Genomic DNA, 17,204 nt, shown 5'->3' with positions numbered 1-17,204 from the left:
GCCACGGGCAGAGGCAGCCGGGCTGGAAGGCTCACGGGCTCCACGCGTCCATCCGCGCGCAGGCGCGCCGTGCGGCCCGTGCGGTACAGCTTCGCGGCCCCGTCCAGGGGATGGGGCACCAGCCGGCGACGCTCTTCCTCGGCGGACCGCCACAGCGCCCACGGCACGCCGGCCCCACCCAGGGCCAGCTCGCCCACCACGTTCGCGGGGACCGGCTGGCCCGCGTCGTCCAGCACCCAGACCTGGAGGCCAGGCGGCACGCGCTCACCGGGGGCCCGGGGCAGTAGCGCGCCTTCGACGGTGCCGCCCGCGAGCAGCACCTCCACGCCCGAGGCGCGTTGCAGGGCGGACGCCAGCTCCGACGACGCCCCTTCGAGCACCAGCGCGCCGAAGGGCGCCAGCGCCTCGCGGGCTCCGGGCAGATCGGTCAGCGCTCGCGCCAGCCGCGCCGTGGTGTTCAGCAGCACCGCTCCAGACTGGCGCGCCAGCTCCAGCAGCTCACCCACGCCTTGTTCGCCCTCCACCAGCACCTGCTCGTGCTGGGCGATCGCCTCCGCTTCCGCCAGGGCGCGCACCTTCGCCAGCCGGCGCAGGCCCTCCAGCACCACCGGCGTCTCCAGGCCGAAGTCGATGAGGCAGGTCACCTCGTCCACGTCCGCGGCGCGCACGTCGCGAAGCCGCTGGAGGCCGCTGTCCACCGTGCCGATGAGGCCCGTCACCTTCGCGTGGTGCTCGAAGGTGTGCTCCAGGAGCGCGTCCAGGTCCTGCGCGGAGAACTTGTCGATCTCCCCCTGGTGGCCCTGCGCCGCCAACAGCGACGCGGTGATGTCCGCGGAGCTGCGGAAGTAGCCCAGCAGCGGCTTGCGGACGATGCGCAGCACCTCCTGCTCGTCATCACCCAGGTAGGTGTGGAGCATGCAGGTGATGTGGCCCCGGCCCGGGTGGCCGTTGCGACGCCACGCCTCGCGGTACAGCGCCACCTTCGGCTTCATCTCCTCCAGCGAGTGCGCGAACAGGCCGGTGAGCACGCCCGCGCCCAGCTCGCCCGCGAGCCGGAAGGTCTCCGGGTTGGCGGTGGCCGTGAGCCAGACGGGCAGCTCCTTCTGGATGGGCTTCGGGCGCAGGCCCACCTCCACGATGGCGCCGTTGCCGCCCGGACGCCGCACCTGTTCGCCGCGCCACAGGGCGCGCAGCGTCTCCAGGTGCCGGAGGAGGATGTTTCGCCGGTCCGCGTAGTTCTGCGGCGCGAAGGTGAAGTCCCGCACGTGCCAGCCCGTGGCCACCGACACGTCCACGCGTCCGGCGGAGAGGTTGTCCACCACGGCCCACTGTTCGGCGACGAGCAGCGGATCATGCAGCGGCAGCACCACGCTGCCGGAGCGCAGGCGCACGTTGCGCGTGACGGCGGCCATCGCCGCGGCGACCACGGCCGGCTGCGGGTAGATGCCACCGAAGGAGTGGAAGTGCCGCTCGGGCGTCCACACGGCGGCGAAGCCGTTCGCGTCCGCGAACTTCGCGCCCTCCATCAGCAGCTCGTACTTCGGGCCGCTCATCGAGTCTTCGTCGTTGGCGAAGTAGCTCAGGCTCACGTCGAGCGCGCGCGCGCGAGGGCCTCCGCCGTGCAGCCGCACGAGCTGCGCGGTCACCTGCTCGGAGGGGAACACGACGCGCAAGCCGCGCGAGAGGGCCCACAACGCTTCCAGCTCCGGCCGCTCCGCGGTGGCTTCGGTGGCCGCGAGCCAGGCGCTCCCCTCGGTGGGACGCAGGCGCGCGTCCAGCCCGGCGAACAGCTCCGTCAGCGCGGCATGTCCCAGCGCCCACGCGGGCTGACCCGTTCCCGCGGGCAGCAACCACGCGACGGTCTCCTCCGTGCCCGGGGTCGCATCCGTGTCGGCGGTGGGCCCGTCCAGGGTCTCCAGCGCGTCCTCCACGTGCAGCACGCGCGAAGCCTCCAGCCGCGCGGCGGTGACGACGCCCTTCCACGTCACGATGCGGGGCGAGGAGGCGCCTTCGGGGGCGTAGACGGCGAGGTTGCCCAGGTCGGTGGGGCCCAGCGCCACCACGGCGGCACCGGCCTCCAGCACGCCCCACAGGGTCGCGAGCTTCTCCGGAGAGGGCCGCAGGCACACGACCACCGGCTCGCCGGGTTTCACCCCGGCGGCGCGCAGCCGGGATGACAGCGCGCGGGCACGGGTGGACAGCTCCGCCCATGTCCACGTGCGTCCCTCGCGGGCGAGGGCCACGGTCTCCGGGTGACGGCGCGCGCGGTCGGCCAGCAGCGCGGGGAGCGCGGGCGCGGTGGGGACGGGGAGGGGACGGGGCCAGGCGTTGCGTTCGACCTCGGTGGCGAGCGACAGGCGGGAGAGCCGCTCATCGGGCGTCGCGAGGGCGGACGTCAGCAGCGCCTGGAGATGCTCCAGCATGCGCCGGGCCGTGGCCGCGTCGAACAGCTCGGTGGCGTACTCCAGCGCGCCGTGCACGCCCGCGGGCCCTTCCGACAGGATGAGCGTCAGGTCGGACAGCGTCGTGCCCCACTGCACGGGGGTGCCGGGAACCTCCACGATGGAAGTGCGCACGCCCATCGTGTCCTGCGCATCGACGCTGGACACGGCGTTGCTGTGGTAGACGAAGACGGTGTCGGCCATGCGGTCCCGGCCGATGTCCTTGCCTGGGACAAGCTGCTCCACCAGGTACTCGAACGGCACGTCCGGGCGGGCCTGCGCGTCGGTGACTTCCTGGCGCACGCGCTCCAGCAGCTCGCGGAAGGACGGGTCCCCCGCGAGGCTGGTGCGGAACGCCGCCGAGTGCGCCACGTAGCCGATGAGCGACAGCAGCTCCGGCCGCGTGCGGTTGGCGATGGGCGTCCCGACGATGATGTCCGTCTGTCCCGTGTAGCGGTGCAGCAGCACGTTCCACGCGGCCAGCACCGTCATGTAGCCGGTGAAGCCCTCGCGCTTGCCGAAGGCCACCAGCTCCCGGGCCAGCGCCTGCGGGAACGCCACGCTCATGCGCTCCGACGTCAGCGGGCACTTCTCCGGGCGCGGCCGGTCCGTGGGCACGCCCAACTGGCGCGGCATGCCCGCCAGCCGGGTGCGCCACCACTGCTCCTGCTCCGGCACCAGGTGCTCGGCGATGGTGCGGCGCTGCCACGCGCCGAAGTCCGCGTACTGCACGGTCAGCGGCGCCAGCGGGGAGGGCTTGCCCTGGCGGAAGGCGCCGTAGAGCTGGCTCAGCTCGTGGATGAAGATGGCGATGGACAGCGTGTCGCAGACGACGTGGTGGATGCAGACGAGCAACAGGTGCACGTCCTCCGCCTGTCGCACGAGCGTGGTGCGCAGGACGGGCCCGTTCACCAGGTCGAACGGGCGCGCCGCGTCCTCGCGGGCGAGGCGCAGGCCTTCGGCTTCGCGCTCCTCGGGCGTGCCGGTGAGCTCCACGCGCTCCAGCGGGATGCGCACGTGCGGGTGGAAGCGCTGCACGGGACGGCCGTCCACCAGGTCATAGGTGGTCCGCAGCGCTTCGTGGCGGCGGACGATCTCCTGGATGGCGCGCTCCAGTGGCTCCACGGCCGCCGGGCCTTCCAGCTTGAGGACGACGGGGATGTTGTAGGCGGAGAGGCCCGGCAGGTGCTGCTCCAGGCGCCACACGCGCTCCTGCACGAAGGACAGGGGCAGCTCGCCCGTGCGCGGCAGGGCCTCCAGTGGCAGCTCGCGCGTCTGCACGGCGCTGGGCGCCTGCTGCATCATCGGTTCGATGCGCGCGGCGATGCCCGCCACGGTGGGCGCTTCGAACAAGGCCGCCAGCGGCACCTGGACGCCGAACGTGTCACGCAACTGGTTGAGCAGCTGCGCGGCCATCAGCGAGTTGCCGCCGATCTCCAGGAAGTTGTCGTCGCGTCCGACGAACTCCAGCGCCAGCCGTTCGCGCCAGAGCGCGGCCACGCGCTCCTCGATGTCGCCTCGCGGTGCATCCGCGCGCGCGGGGGCTCCCGGTGTGACCGCCGCGGGCGTCACGGGAACCCGGGCCAGGGGAGCCGGCTCGGGAGCCTGGGCCACGGCGGCCGGCTGGGCCATTCCGGTCCGCGCGGACGTGTCCGGCGGAGGCGCTGCGAGTGTTCCCTGCGCGGACGGGGAGACCGTCACCACGGGCGCCGGTGCCTGGGCGGGGACAGGCTCCGCGCGCGGTGAGTTGGCCGGCGCCGCCACGGGTGCGGTAGTGCGCGAGGCCTCCACCCAGACGCGCTTGCGCTGGAAAGGGTACGTGGGCAGGTGGATCCGCAGGCGCTGCTCGTGGGCGTAGAACGCCTTCCAGTCCAGCGCGAGCCCGTGGGTCCACAGCTCGCCCATCGACGCCAACAGGCCCGCGTGCTCCGGCGTGGAGCCTCCGCGACGCACCGAGGGCACCGCCTTCACGCGGTCCTTGTCCTGGCCGAAGCACGCGCGCATCAGCGGGGTGAGGTCCTGTCCGGGCCCCACCTCCAGCAGCACGCTGCAGCCCTCCTCCAGCAGCGCCCCCACGGAGTCCGTGAAGCGCACCGGCTGGCGCATCTGATCCGCCCAGTAGCGCGGTGCCCCCAGCTCGCCCGGACGGGCCCAGGTGCCGGTGAGTCCGGAGACGTAGCGCACCGTCGGCTCGGCGCGGCCCAGCGAGCCCATGACCTTCGCCAGTTCGGGCATCAGCGGTTCCACGTCCGCCGAGTGGAACGCGTGCGGCGCGGGCATGCGCACCGCCCCTGCGTTGCGCCGCTTCAGCTCCTCCTGCAACCGTTCGATCTCCTCCACCGGCCCGGAGACGACGCACCGGTCCGGCGAGTTGTGGGCGGCCAGCGTCAGGCGGCCCTTGAGGAGCGGCACCACCTGCGCCTCGGACAGCGCCACCGCGAGCATCGCGCCTGGCGGCATGCGGTGCATCAGCTCTCCACGCGCCACCGCCAGCTTCAGGGCGTCCTCCAGCGACAGCACGCCCGCCACGCACGCGGCCGCGTACTCGCCGAAGCTGTGACCCAGGACGGCGTGGGGCCTGACGCCCCAGTCCATCCACATGCGCGCCAGTGACACCTCCACGGCGAACAGCGCGGGCAGCGCGACGCGCGTGTCGGCCAGCAGCGCGGACTCCGGAGCCTGCGGACCGGGTACGGCCTGGAGCAACGTGGTGACGCGCTCGCGCAGCGGCACCTCCAGCAGCACGAGGCACGCATCCAGGTGCGCGCGGAAGGCGGGCTCCGCCTCATACAGCTCGCGGCCCATGCCCACCTGCTGGGCGCCCTGACCGGGGAACACGAAGGCCACGCGGCGACGGCGCGCGGACTCCGCGTCCTTCACCGTCACCGGCGTGTACGGCTTGCGAAGCTGCTTCGCCAGGTCCGCCGCGTCGCGGGCCACCACGGTGCGCCGGTGGTCGAAGCCCTTGCGGCCCACCGCGTGGGTGAAGGCCACGTCCGCCATGGACAGGTCCGCCCGGGCTTCCGCGTGCGTCGCGAGCCGCTGGGACGCCGCTTCCAGCGCCTCGGGGGTGCGCGCGGAGAGCAGGACGACCTGGTGGGAACGCGTGGTGGAACCGCTGTGCGACATGGGTGCTTCCTCGAGCACGGCGTGGGCGTTGGTGCCGCCGACGCCGAAGGAGCTGACGGCGGCGCGACGCGGCGTCTCGCCGGCGGGCCAGGGCCGCAAAGTGGTGTTGACGAAGAAGGGTCCGGCGTCGAAGTCGATCTGCGGGTTGGCCTTCTCGAAGTGCAGGCTCGGGGGAATCTCCCCGTGGTGCAGCGCGAGCGCGGCCTTCATCAGGCCCGCGAGCCCGGCCACCGTGTCCAGGTGGCCCATGTTCGTCTTCAGCGAAGCGAGCGCGATGGTGCCCCGGTGCTCGGGCCCCAGCCCGTAGGCCCGCTGGAGCGCAGCCACTTCAATCGGGTCGCCCAGCGGTGTGGCCGTGCCATGCGCCTCCACGTAGCCGATGTCCTTCGGCTGCACCCCCGCGCGCGACAGCGCCTGCGTGATGACGGAGGACTGGCCCTGCACGCTGGGCGCGGTGAAGCCGGACTTGTCCCGCCCGTCGTTGTTCGTCGCCGTGGCGCGGATGACGGCGTAGATGGAGTCGCCGTCCCGCACCGCGTCGTCCAGCCGCTTGAGCACCACCGCGGCCACGCCATTGCCGGAGATGGTGCCCTTCGCCTTCGCGTCGAACGCGCGGCAGTGGCCATCCGGAGAGAAGATGAGTCCCTCCTGGTACACGTAGCCCGTGCGCTGGGCCGCGCTCAGTCGCGTCGCGCCCGCGAGGGCCACGTCGGACAGCCCGGCCAGCAGGTTCTGGCACGCGAGGTGGACCGCCACGAGCCCCGTGGAGCACGCGGTGTAGACGAGCGTGCTCTCTCCGCGCAGGCCCAGCTTCCAGGACGTCTTCTGCGCGAGACTCTGGTGCGTCGCGGTGCCGTACAGCTCGAAGAAGGCGGCGCCGTCAAGCGGCATGTTCTGCTGCACCGCCTGCGCGTAGCCGGAGTCGTTCGCGCCCGCGTACAGCGAGATGTCCCCGGGGAACTGCTCCGGTTCGATGCCCGCGTCCTCCAGCGCCGCCCAGGTGCATTGCAGGAACAGCCGCTGCTGCGGATCCGTCCACTGCGCCTCGCGCAGCGACATGTCGAAGAACGTGTGGTCGAACTGGTCGATGTCGTCCAGCACGCCACCGGCGGGGACGAAGCCCGGGTGCTGCCACAGCTCCATGCCCTCGGGCAGGCCGGGCAGGTGCTCCAGCTCCTCCGGCGTGAAGCGGGAGATGGACTCCACGCCCTCGCGCAGGTTCTTCCAGAAGTCCTCCACGGAGCCCGCGCCAGGGAAGCGGCCCGCCATGCCGATGATGGCGATGTCGGCGGACCCCGACGCCTGCGGGGCCTTCGCGCGCGGCGGAGCCACGGGCGCGCTGGGCTGCGCGACGGTCGCTTCGGTGCGGCCCAGGGCTCCACCCGATTCGCGCTCCAGGCGCAGGGCGAGGCCGTGGACGGTGGGGTGCTCGAAGAGCCACACGACGGGCAGCTCGTGCTTCAGCTCCTCGCGCAGACGCGTGGAGACGCGCACCACGGACAGCGACGTGCCGGCCAGGTCCTCGAAGAAGTGGTCGTGCACACCCACGCGCTCGAGTCCCAGCTCGCGCGCCCAGATGGCCGCGATCTTCTCCTCCAGCGGGTTGCCGGGCTCCACGAAGCGGCCCGCGCTCCCGGTGGACGTGGGGGCGGGCAGCGCCTTGCGGTCCACCTTGCCGTTGGGGTTCAGCGGCAGCGCGGGCAGGACGACGAAGGCCGACGGCACCATGAACTCGGGCAGCCGCTGGCGCAGGTGTTCACGGAGGTCCGTGGCGGACAGGGCCGTGGCCACCTCTCCCGAAGTGGCGGGGAGCGCGGGCACGGCGTAGGCGACGAGCCGCTTGTCGCCGGGCACGTCCTCGCGCACCAGCACGATGGCCTCGCGCACGCCGGGCGTGGACATCACGGCGGCTTCGACTTCCGACAGCTCGATGCGGAAGCCCCGCACCTTCACCTGCGTGTCGATGCGGCCCAGGAAGTCCACCGCGCCATCGGGACGCCAGCGCGCCAGGTCGCCCGTGCGGTAGAGCCGCTCTCCGGGCCTGCCGCCGAAGGCATCCGGCACGAAGCGCTCGGCCGTCAGGTCCGGGCGGGACAGGTAGCCCCGCGCGAGTCCGTCGCCGCCGATGCACAGCTCACCGGGCACGCCCACCGGCACCGGGCGCAGGTGCGCGTCCAGGATGTACACCTGCGTGTTGGAGATGGGCGGGCCAATGGGCACGCTCGTGCCCACGTCCTCCGCGCGCGTCACCCGCAGGCAGTTGGCGAAGACGGTGCCTTCCGTGGGCCCGTAGCCGTTGACGACGGGGATGCCCAGCGTGTCCAGCACCTTGCGCGTGTGCGTGGGGGACAGGATGTCGCCGGCGGCGATGACCTGGCGCACCCCGCGCAGCATCTCCAGCCCCACGTCCACAATCTGGGAGAACAGGCCCGTGGACAGGTAGAGCGTCGTGACGGCGTGGCGCCGCAGCACGTTGCCCAGCAGCTCCAGGTCGGTGGGAGGCACCGGCGGGAAGATGGCGAGCTTGCTGCCCGTGAGCAGCGCGGCCCAGACCTCCATGGTGGAGATGTCGAAGGAGATGGGCGCCATGAGGATGAGCGTCTCCTCGGGCCCCATGTCCACGTACTTCGCGCCGTACATCAAGCGCAGCACGCCCCGGTGCTCCACCGCCACGCCCTTGGGCCGGCCGGTGCTACCCGACGTGAAGTCCACGTAGGCCAGGTTGCGCGCCAACGGACGGACGCCCGTCGGGGACGTGGGCTGCGCGTCCAGGCGCAGCTCCTCCACGAACAGGCAGGGCAGCGCGTCGGACACCGGCAGGCTCGGGCGCAGCGCGCGCGTGGTGATCAGCAGTCGCGGCGGCGCGTCCTCCAGCATGTACGTCAGGCGCTGGGTCGGGTACGCGGCGTCCAGCGGCACGTACGCACCACCGGCCTTGAGGATGGCCAGCAGCGACACGACCATCTGCGTGGAGCGCTCCAGGCACACGGCCACCAGCGAGTCCAACCCGATGCCGTGCTCCCGCAGCAGGTGCGCCATCTGGTTCGCGCGGGCATCGAGCTGGGCGTAGGTGAGGCGCTCGTCCTCGAACTCCAACGCCATCGCATCCGGGCGCAGGGCGACCTGCTGCTCGAACAGCTCCGGCATGGACGCATCGCGCGGGTAGGCGGCGCCGGTGGTGTTCCAGTCCACCAGGAGCTGCTGGCGCTCGGGTGGGGTCAGCCACTCCAGCGTGGACAGCGGCGCTTCCGGCGTGGAGACCACGGACTCCAGCAACGTGCGCAGGTGTCCGGCCATGCGGACCGCAGTGGCGGGCTCGAACAGGTCGGTGCTGTATTCGAGCACGCCGCGCAGGCCGTCCGGGGACTCGGAGAGCAGCAGGCCCAGGTCGAACCGGGCCGTGGCGTTCTCCACCTCCACCGGGCGCAGCGTGAGGCCCGGGGCCTTCAGCTCGCCCTGGGGCGCGTTCTGTAGCGCGAGGATGACCTGCACCAGCGGGTTGCGGCTCAGGTCGCGCTGGGGCTGGAGTTCCTCGACGAGCTTCTCGAAGGGCAGGTCCTGGTGCTCGTATGCGGCCAGGGTGGTGTCACGCACCTGGGCGAGCAGCGCGCGGAACGAATCCCTGCCGCGCACGCGACCGCGCAGCACCAGCGTGTTGACGAAGAAGCCGACCAGCCCCTCCAGCTCGCCGTGGCGGCGACCCGCGACGGGCGAGCCGACGAGCAGCTCCTCCTGCCGCGTGTAGCGGGACAGGAGCACCTGCCACAGGGCCAGCAGCGCCATGAACGGCGTGGCGTTCTCCTGCCGCGCGAGCTTCAGCAGGCCCTGGGTCAACTCCAGGGGCAGGTGCACGGGCAGCAGGCCGCCGCGCGAGGAGCGCATGGCCGGACGGGGCTTGTCGGTGAGCAGCTCCAGGACGCGCGGCGCCCCGGCGAGCTGTTCCTTCCACCACGTCACTTCCTGCGAGAGCACGTCGCCCTGGAGCCACTGGCGCTGCCACGCGGCGAAGTCGGCGTACTGCACCGGCAGCGGCGGCAGCGACGGCGTCTTCCCGGTGGAGAAGGCCGCGTAGCCGGCGGCCACCTCGCGCACGAGCACGCCCATGGACCAGCCGTCGGAGACGACGTGGTGCATGTTGAGCAAGAGGACATGATGCTCCGCGTCCAGCCGCAACAGGCGCGTGCGCAGGAGCGGGCCGGTGCCCAGGTCGAACGACGCGCTGGCTTCCTCCGCGGACACGCGGTGCGCTTCGGCCTCGCGGGCTTCGGGCGGCACGGTGCCCAGGTCGGTGAGTGGCAGCGTCCACGTGGAGGCGGGATGGACCTGCTGGACGGGCTGTCCGTCCTTCAGCGCGAAGGTGGTGCGCAGGGACTCGTGGCGGGCGACCAGGTGCTCCAGGGCCAGGCGCAGGGACTCGACGTCCAGCGTGCCCTCCAGCCGGATCGCCACGGGGATGTTGTACTGGCTGCCGCCGGGCTGGAGCTGATCCACCACCCACAGCCGCTGCTGGGAGAAGGACAGCGGCAGGTCCGCGTCGCGGCGCACGGGGCGCAGCGGCGGAAGCTGGGGCGTCGTGGCGCGCGAGAGGAGCAGTGCCTCCACGTGTCCGGTGAGCCGGGCGACGGTGGACGCGTCGAAGAGCGTGCGCAGCGGCAGCTCCACGCCGAAGGTGGAGCGCACGCGCGAGACGAGCTGGGTCGCCAGCAGCGAGTGGCCGCCCAGCGCGAAGAAGTCATCGTGCAGGCCCACGCGCTCCAGGTTCAGCAGCTCGCCAAAGAGCGCGGCGATGCGCTGCTGGAAGAGCGTCAGGCTCTCCGGCACGGCGGGCGTGGACGCGGTGGCGACGGAGCGGGCATCGGGGGCCGGCAGCGCGTGGCGGTCCAGCTTCCCGTTGGGCGTCAGCGGGAGCGCGGGCAGCGACACGAAGGCGGACGGCACCATGTGGGCCGGCAGCCGTTCGGTGAGGAAGGCGCGCAGGGCCGCGGTGTCTGGTTCCGGGACGGTGGCCACCACGTAGGCCACGAGGCGGTGATCGCCCGGCGCCTGCTCACGCACGAGCACCACGGCTTCGCGCACCTGGGGGTGCTGGAGGAGGAAGGCCTCCACCTCCGCGGGTTCGATACGGAAGCCGCGCAGCTTCACCTGCGCGTCCACGCGGCCCACGAAGTCGAGCGTGCCGTGCGCGTTCCAGCGCGCCCGGTCACCCGTGCGGTACAGCCGCGCCCCGGGGAGGTCGCTGAATGTGTCCGGTACGAAGCGCTCGGCCGTCAGCGCGGGCTGGCCCAGGTAGCCACGCGCCAGTCCGACGCCGCCCAGGTACAGCTCACCGGGGACGCCGGTGGGCACGGGCTGTCCGTGCGCATCCAGCACGTAGGCGCGCATCCGCGTCAGCGGTCCGCCAATGGGGATGGCGGTGGCGTCGGGCGGCAGGCCCGCAACCTCCTGCGAGGTGGAGCAGACGGTGGCCTCGGTGGGGCCGTAGAGGTTCACCAGATGCCGGGGGCCATGCACGCCGAGCACCTGGAGCGCCGCGCGCGCGTCCGCCTTCTCTCCGCCGAAGAAGAGGTAGCGCATGCCCTCGAAGGCCGACGGCACCTCGCGCGCCACCTGATGGAAGAGGGCGGTGGTGAGCAGGGCGGTGGTGGCACCCACCTCTTTCATCCGCTTCGCCAGCGCTCGCGGCGACAGCGTCACGTCGCGCGGGATGACGGCCAGCCGCGCGCCGTTGAGCAGCGCGCCCCAGATTTCGAAGGTGGCCGCGTCGAACGACGGCGTGCCCACCTGGGCCATGCAGTCCGCCGGGCCCAGGTCCACGTAGTCCGTGTCGCGCACGAGGTGGACGATGGAGCGGTGGGTGATGCCCACGCCCTTCGGCAGGCCCGTGGAGCCGGAAGTGTAGAGGACGTACGCGAGCTGATCCGCCGCGACGCGAGGCCCGTGGGGGGCCTGCGTGGACTGACGCGCGAGCACCGGCGCGTCCGAGTCCAGGCACACCGTCGGGAGCGAATGTTCGGGCAGCGAGTCCCGCAGCGCCTGCTGCGTCACCACCGCCGCCACGCCCGAGTCCTGGAACATGTAGGCCAGGCGCTGCCGGGGGTAGGCCGGCTCCAGCGGCACGTAGCAGCCACCGGCCTTGAGGATGCCCAGCAGGCCGACCATCAGCTCCAACCCGCGCTTCACGCACAGGCCGACGCGCGCCTCCGGCGGGAGGTCGAGCGACTTCAGGTGGTGGGCGAGCTGGTTCGCGCGCGCATCCAGCTCCGCGTACGTGAGGCGCTGGCCTTCGTGTTCGACGGCCACGGCCGATGGGGCCCGCTGGACGTGGGATTCAAAGAGGCTCGGGAGCGTGTCGTCCACCGGAGCGGTGGCGCGCGTCTTGTTCCAGTCCACCAGCACCCGCTGCCGCTCGGGGCCCGCGAGGAGCGACAGCGTGGACAGCGGCGCGTCCGGCCGAGCGCACAGCGCGTCGAGCAGCACGCCGAAGTGCTCCATCATCCGGGTGACGGTGGAGGCGTCGAACAGGTCCGTGCCGTAGCCGATGGAACCGGTGAAGCCTTCGGCGGTCTCCTGGAAGTTGAGGTCCAGGTCGAACTTCGCGGTGGTGGCCTCGGCTTCGTGAAGCTTCAGGCTCAGCCCTGGCAGCTCCAGCGCGCCTACGTGCGCGTTCTGCAGCGCGAAGGACACCTGGAAGAAGGGCGAACGGCTGGCGTCACGCTGGGGCTGGAGCGCTTCGACGAGCTTCTCGAAGGGCACGTCCTGGTGCTCGTAGGCCGCGAGCGTGGAGCGCTTCACCTGGCGCAGCAAGGCGCGGAAGGAAGCGCGCGCGTCGATGCGTGCACGCAGGACGAGCGTGTTGACGAAGAAGCCGATGAGGCCTTCGGTCTCCGCGCGGTTGCGGTTCGCGATGGGCGCGCCGACGCTGATGTCCTGTTGGCCGGAGTAGCGCGAGAGCAGGAGCTGGAAGGAGGCCAGCAGCACCATGAAGGGCGTAGCGCCTTCCTGCTGCGCCAGGGCCTTGAGGGCGTGGGAGACCGGGGCGGACAGGGAGAGCGGAAAGGATGCGCCCCGGAAGGACTGGATCGCGGGCCGGGGCCGGTCGGTGGGCAGCTCCAGCGCCGCGGGTGCATCCGCGAGCTGCTGGCGCCAGAAGTCCAGCTGCGCGTCCAGGACGTCGCCCTGGAGCCACTGCCGCTGCCAGACGGCGAAGTCGGCGTACTGCACCGGCAGCGCGGGCAGGTTCGGGGCCTCTCCGGTGGAGATGGCGCGATAGAGGGCGGCGAACTCGCGCACCATCACGCCCACGGACCATCCGTCCGAAGCGATGTGGTGCGTGAGCACCAGCAGCGCGTGCTGCTTCGCCGCCAGGCGCACCAGCACCGCGCGGAAGAGCGGGCCTCGCGCGAGGTCGAACGGACGGGAGGCGTGGTCGGCGATGAGGCTTCGCAGCCGGAGCTCGCGCGCCGACGGCGACAGGGACTCCAGGTCGATGCGCTCGAAGACGCACGGGGCGGGCGGCGCGATGCGCTGCACGGGGCCGGACGGGCCCGGGGCGAAGGTGGTGCGCAGCACTTCGTGGCGCCGCACCAGCGCATCCAGGGCCTGCTGGAGCGCGGCGGCGTCGAGTTCTCCCTCCAGCCGGAGGACGCCCGGGACGTTGTAGACGGTGCTGCCGGATTCGAGCTGATCCAGGAACCACAGCCGCTGCTGCGCGAAGGAGAGCGGCAGGGCGCCCTCGCGCGACACCGGCACCAGCGGCGGAGCCGTGGGCGCGAGCGCCCGGGTGCGCATGGCATCAATGCGTGCCGCGAGCGCTTCGAGCGTGGGAGCCTCGAAGAGCGTGCGCAGGGGCAGCTCTACCCCGAACGCGGCGCGGAGGCGGGAGACGAGCTGCGTGGCCAACAGTGAGTGGCCGCCCAGGGCGAAGAAGTCATCCCCGGCGCCCACCGTGTCGAGCTTCAGCACGTCGGCCCAGAGGACCGCCAGTTGACGCTCGGTGTCCGTTTCGGGCGCACGCGACGCGACGCGCACCACGGAGCCCGCGTCGGGCACGGGCAGCGCCTTGCGGTCCACCTTGTTGTTGGCGTTGAGCGGCAGCGCGTCCATCAGGACGAAGGCCGCGGGCACCATGTACTCGGGCAGGTGCTGCTTGAGCGTGGTGCGCAGCGTGTCCGGCGTGGGGCCTGCCTCGCCGGATGCGGACGGAACCACGTACGCGACCAGCCGCTTGTCCCCGGGGCTGTCCTCGCGCACAAGCACGATGGCGTCCCGGATGCCGGGCACCTGGCGCAGGACGGCTTCGATTTCACCCGGCTCGATGCGGAAGCCGCGCAGCTTCACCTGGAAGTCGGTGCGGCCCAGGAAGTCCAGGGCCCCGTCGGCCAGCCAGCGCACCTTGTCGCCCGTGCGGTACAGGCGCGCGCCCGGCGTGGTGCCGAAAGGATCGGGAAGGAAGCGCTCGGCCGTCAGCGCTGGCTGCTGGAGGTAGCCCCAGGCAAGGCCCTCGCCACCGACGTAAAGCTCGCCGGGCACGCCCACCGGCACCGGTTGCAGGTCCGGATCCAACACGTAGGCCGTGGAGTTGGAGATGGACCGGCCGATGGGCAGCGAACCGCCCACGGGCGTCCCGGGCTCCAGCGGCTGGCTGGTGGAGAAGGTGGTGTTCTCCGTGGGCCCGTAGACGTGGAAGAAGCGCGTGCCCGGGCGCATGCGCTCCAGGTGCTCGCGAGCGCGCGCCAGGGGCATGGCTTCGCCGCCGGCCATGAGCTGGGACATGTTCGCCAGCGCTTCGGGCTCGTGCTGCACCAACTGGGCGAAGAGGGCGGTCGTGATGAAGAGCGAGGAGACGCGGTGTTGCCGCAGCAGTCCGGCGATCTCCTCCAGGGACAGCGCGTGCGGAGGGGGCAGCACCAGCCGGGCGCCGTGGAGCAGCGGGCCCCACAGCTCCAGGGTGGAGGCGTCGAAGGCGACGGGCGCCAGTTGGAGGAAGACCTCCTGGGGTCCGAAGCGCAGGAAGGTGTTGTCGCGCACCAGCCGCGTGACGGCACGCTGGGGAATGCAGACCCCCTTGGGCCGGCCCGTGGAGCCGGACGTGAACATCACGTAGGCGAGGCTGTCGCCTCCCACGTCCGGGATCTCCAACGCGGAGTCCCGCTGCGTCGCGAGGCGCGCGCGCCAGTCGGCATCGAAGAGGAACGTCGAGTCGAACAGCGGCGAGAGCGATGCGGCGAAGCGCTCCTGCGTGAGGAGGATGCGGGCCCCGACGTCCTGGATCATCAAGCCCAGGCGCTCGCGCGGGAGCGAGGCGTCCAGGGGGACGTAGGCGCCCCCCGCCTTGAGGATGGCCAGGATGGAGACGACCAGCTCGAACGAACGCTCCAGCGAAAGGGCGACGCGGGAGCCGGGGCCGACGCCGAGGACCCGGAGCGGATGCGCGACCTGATTCGAGAGCAGGTCGAGCTGGGCGTACGTCAGCACCTGCTCGCCCTGCACGAGGGCAATGGCGTCCGGGGTGAGCGCGGCCTGTCGTGAGAAGAGGGCCGCGAGGGACGGCTCGCGCGGGTAGTCGCGGGCGGTGGCGTTCCAGTCCACGAGCACGCGCTGCCGCTCGTCACCGGTCAGCAGGGAGAACGAGGCGAGCGGTGCATCCGGCCGGGCGCACAGCGCGTTCAGCAGCACGCCGAAGTGCTCCATCATCCGGGTGATGGTGGAGGTGTCGAACAGGTCCGTGCTGTAGCCGATGGAGCCGGCGAGGCCTTCAGGGGTCTCCTGGAGGTTGAGGTCCAGGTCGAACTTCGCGGTGGAGGCGTCCGGCTCCTGGAGCTTGAGGCTCAGTCCGGGCAGCGCCAGCGAACCCATGGGCGCGTTCTGCAGCGCGAAGATGACCTGGAACAGCGGAGAACGGCTCAGGTCACGCTGGGGCTGGAGCGCTTCGACGAGCTTCTCGAAGGGCACGTCCTGGTGCTCGTAGGCGGCGAGCGTGGACTGCTTCACCTGTCGCAACAGGGTGCGGAAGGAAGCGCGTGAGTCGATGCGCGCGCGCAGGACCAGCGAGTTGACGAAGAAGCCGATGAGGCCTTCGGTCTCCGCGCGGTTGCGGTTCGCGATGGGCGCACCGACGCTGACGTCCTGTTGACCGGAGTAGCGCGAGAGCAGGAGCTGGAACGAGGCCAGCAGCACCATGAAGGGCGTAGCGCCTTCCTGCTGCGCCAGGGCCTGAACCGGATCCACGACGGCGCGGGGCAGTCGCACGGGGAGGGACGCGCCCCGGAAGGACTGGATCGCGGGGCGAGGCCGGTCGGTGGGCAGCTCCAGCGCCGCGGGCGCACCCGCGAGCTGCTGACGCCAGAAGTCCAACTGCGCGTCCAGGACATCGCCCTGGAGCCACTGCCGCTGCCAGACGGCGAAGTCGGCGTACTGCACGGGCAGCGTGGGAAGGTTGGGAGACTGGCCGGTGGTGAAGGCGCGGTAGAAGGCGGCCAGCTCGCGCACCATCACGCCCAGGGACCAGCCGTCCGACACGATGTGGTGCAGCGTCACGAGCAGCGCGTGACGCGTGGGCTCCAGCCGCAGCAGGGTGACGCGCAGCACGGGCCCGTGCTTCAGGTTGAACGGACGTCCGGCTTCCTCGGAGGCGAGGCGCCGGGCTTCGGCCTCGCGTGCCTCGGGGGACAGGTCCGTCAGGTCGATGACGGGCAGGGCGGCCAGCCCCGTGGGGTGGATGACCTGGACGGGCGTGTCGCCTTCCGGCGGGAAGGTGGTGCGCAGCACTTCATGGCGCTCCACCAGGGCGCGCAGGCTCTGCTCCAGGGCCTGCGCGTCGAGCTCTCCCTCCAGCCACACCACGCCGGGCACGTTGTAGAAGGCGCTGTCCGGCTGGAGCTGATCCAGGAACCACAGCCGCTGCTGTGAGAAGGACAGCGGCAGGGCGCCCTCACGCGGTGCACGCACCAGGGGCGGTGCCTGCTTCGCGGCGTCGGTGTTGGCGGCGTCCAGGCGCGCGGCCAGGGCGGCGAGGGTCGGGGCCTCGAAGACGGCCCGCAGGGGCAGCTCCACGTCGAAGACCGCGCGCACGCGGGAGACGAGCTGGGTGACGCGCAGCGAGTGGCCACCCAACGCGAAGAAGTCGTCCTCCGCGTTCACGGTGCCGGCGTTGAGCACCTCGGTCCAGAGGGCCGCGAGCCGGCGCTCGGTGTCGGTGGAGGGTGGGCGCGAAGGGGCGCGCACCACGGCGCTCGCGTCGGGCGCGGGCAGGACCCTGCGGTCCACCTTGCCGTTGGCGTTGACCGGCAGCGCCTCCAACACCATGAAGGCCGCGGGCACCATGTACTCGGGCACGCGCTGGCGCAGGTGTTCGCGGAGTTCGGACGGGGAGGGGTGCGTCGCATCCGGGCCGGCGGGCACCACGTACGCGACGAGGCGCTTGTCGCCGGGGACGTCCTCGCGCACGAGGACGACGGCTTCGCGCACCCCGGGCACCTGACGCACGGCGGCTTCGACCTCGCCGGGCTCGATGCGGAAGCCGCGCAGCTTCACCTGGAAGTCGGTGCGGCCCAGGAAGTCCAACGTCCCGTCGGGACGCCAGCGCACGGAGTCGCCCGTGCGGTACAGACGCGCACCCGGGGTGGGGCTGAAGGG

The 17,204-nt window shown here is 72.1% G+C and carries 1 protein-coding gene; it reads right to left on the bottom strand.

Annotation, left to right across the window (positions count from 1 at the left end):
• On the bottom strand, positions 1–17,204 hold a 17,204-nt coding region (locus tag D7X74_RS27600), incomplete at both ends, for a non-ribosomal peptide synthetase/type I polyketide synthase (RefSeq protein WP_120535993.1).

It is taken from the genome of Corallococcus sp. CA047B (assembly GCF_003612065.1).
In the GTDB taxonomy this organism is placed as follows: domain Bacteria; phylum Myxococcota; class Myxococcia; order Myxococcales; family Myxococcaceae; genus Corallococcus; species Corallococcus praedator.
This window is presented reverse-complemented; position numbering and strand designations above follow the sequence as displayed.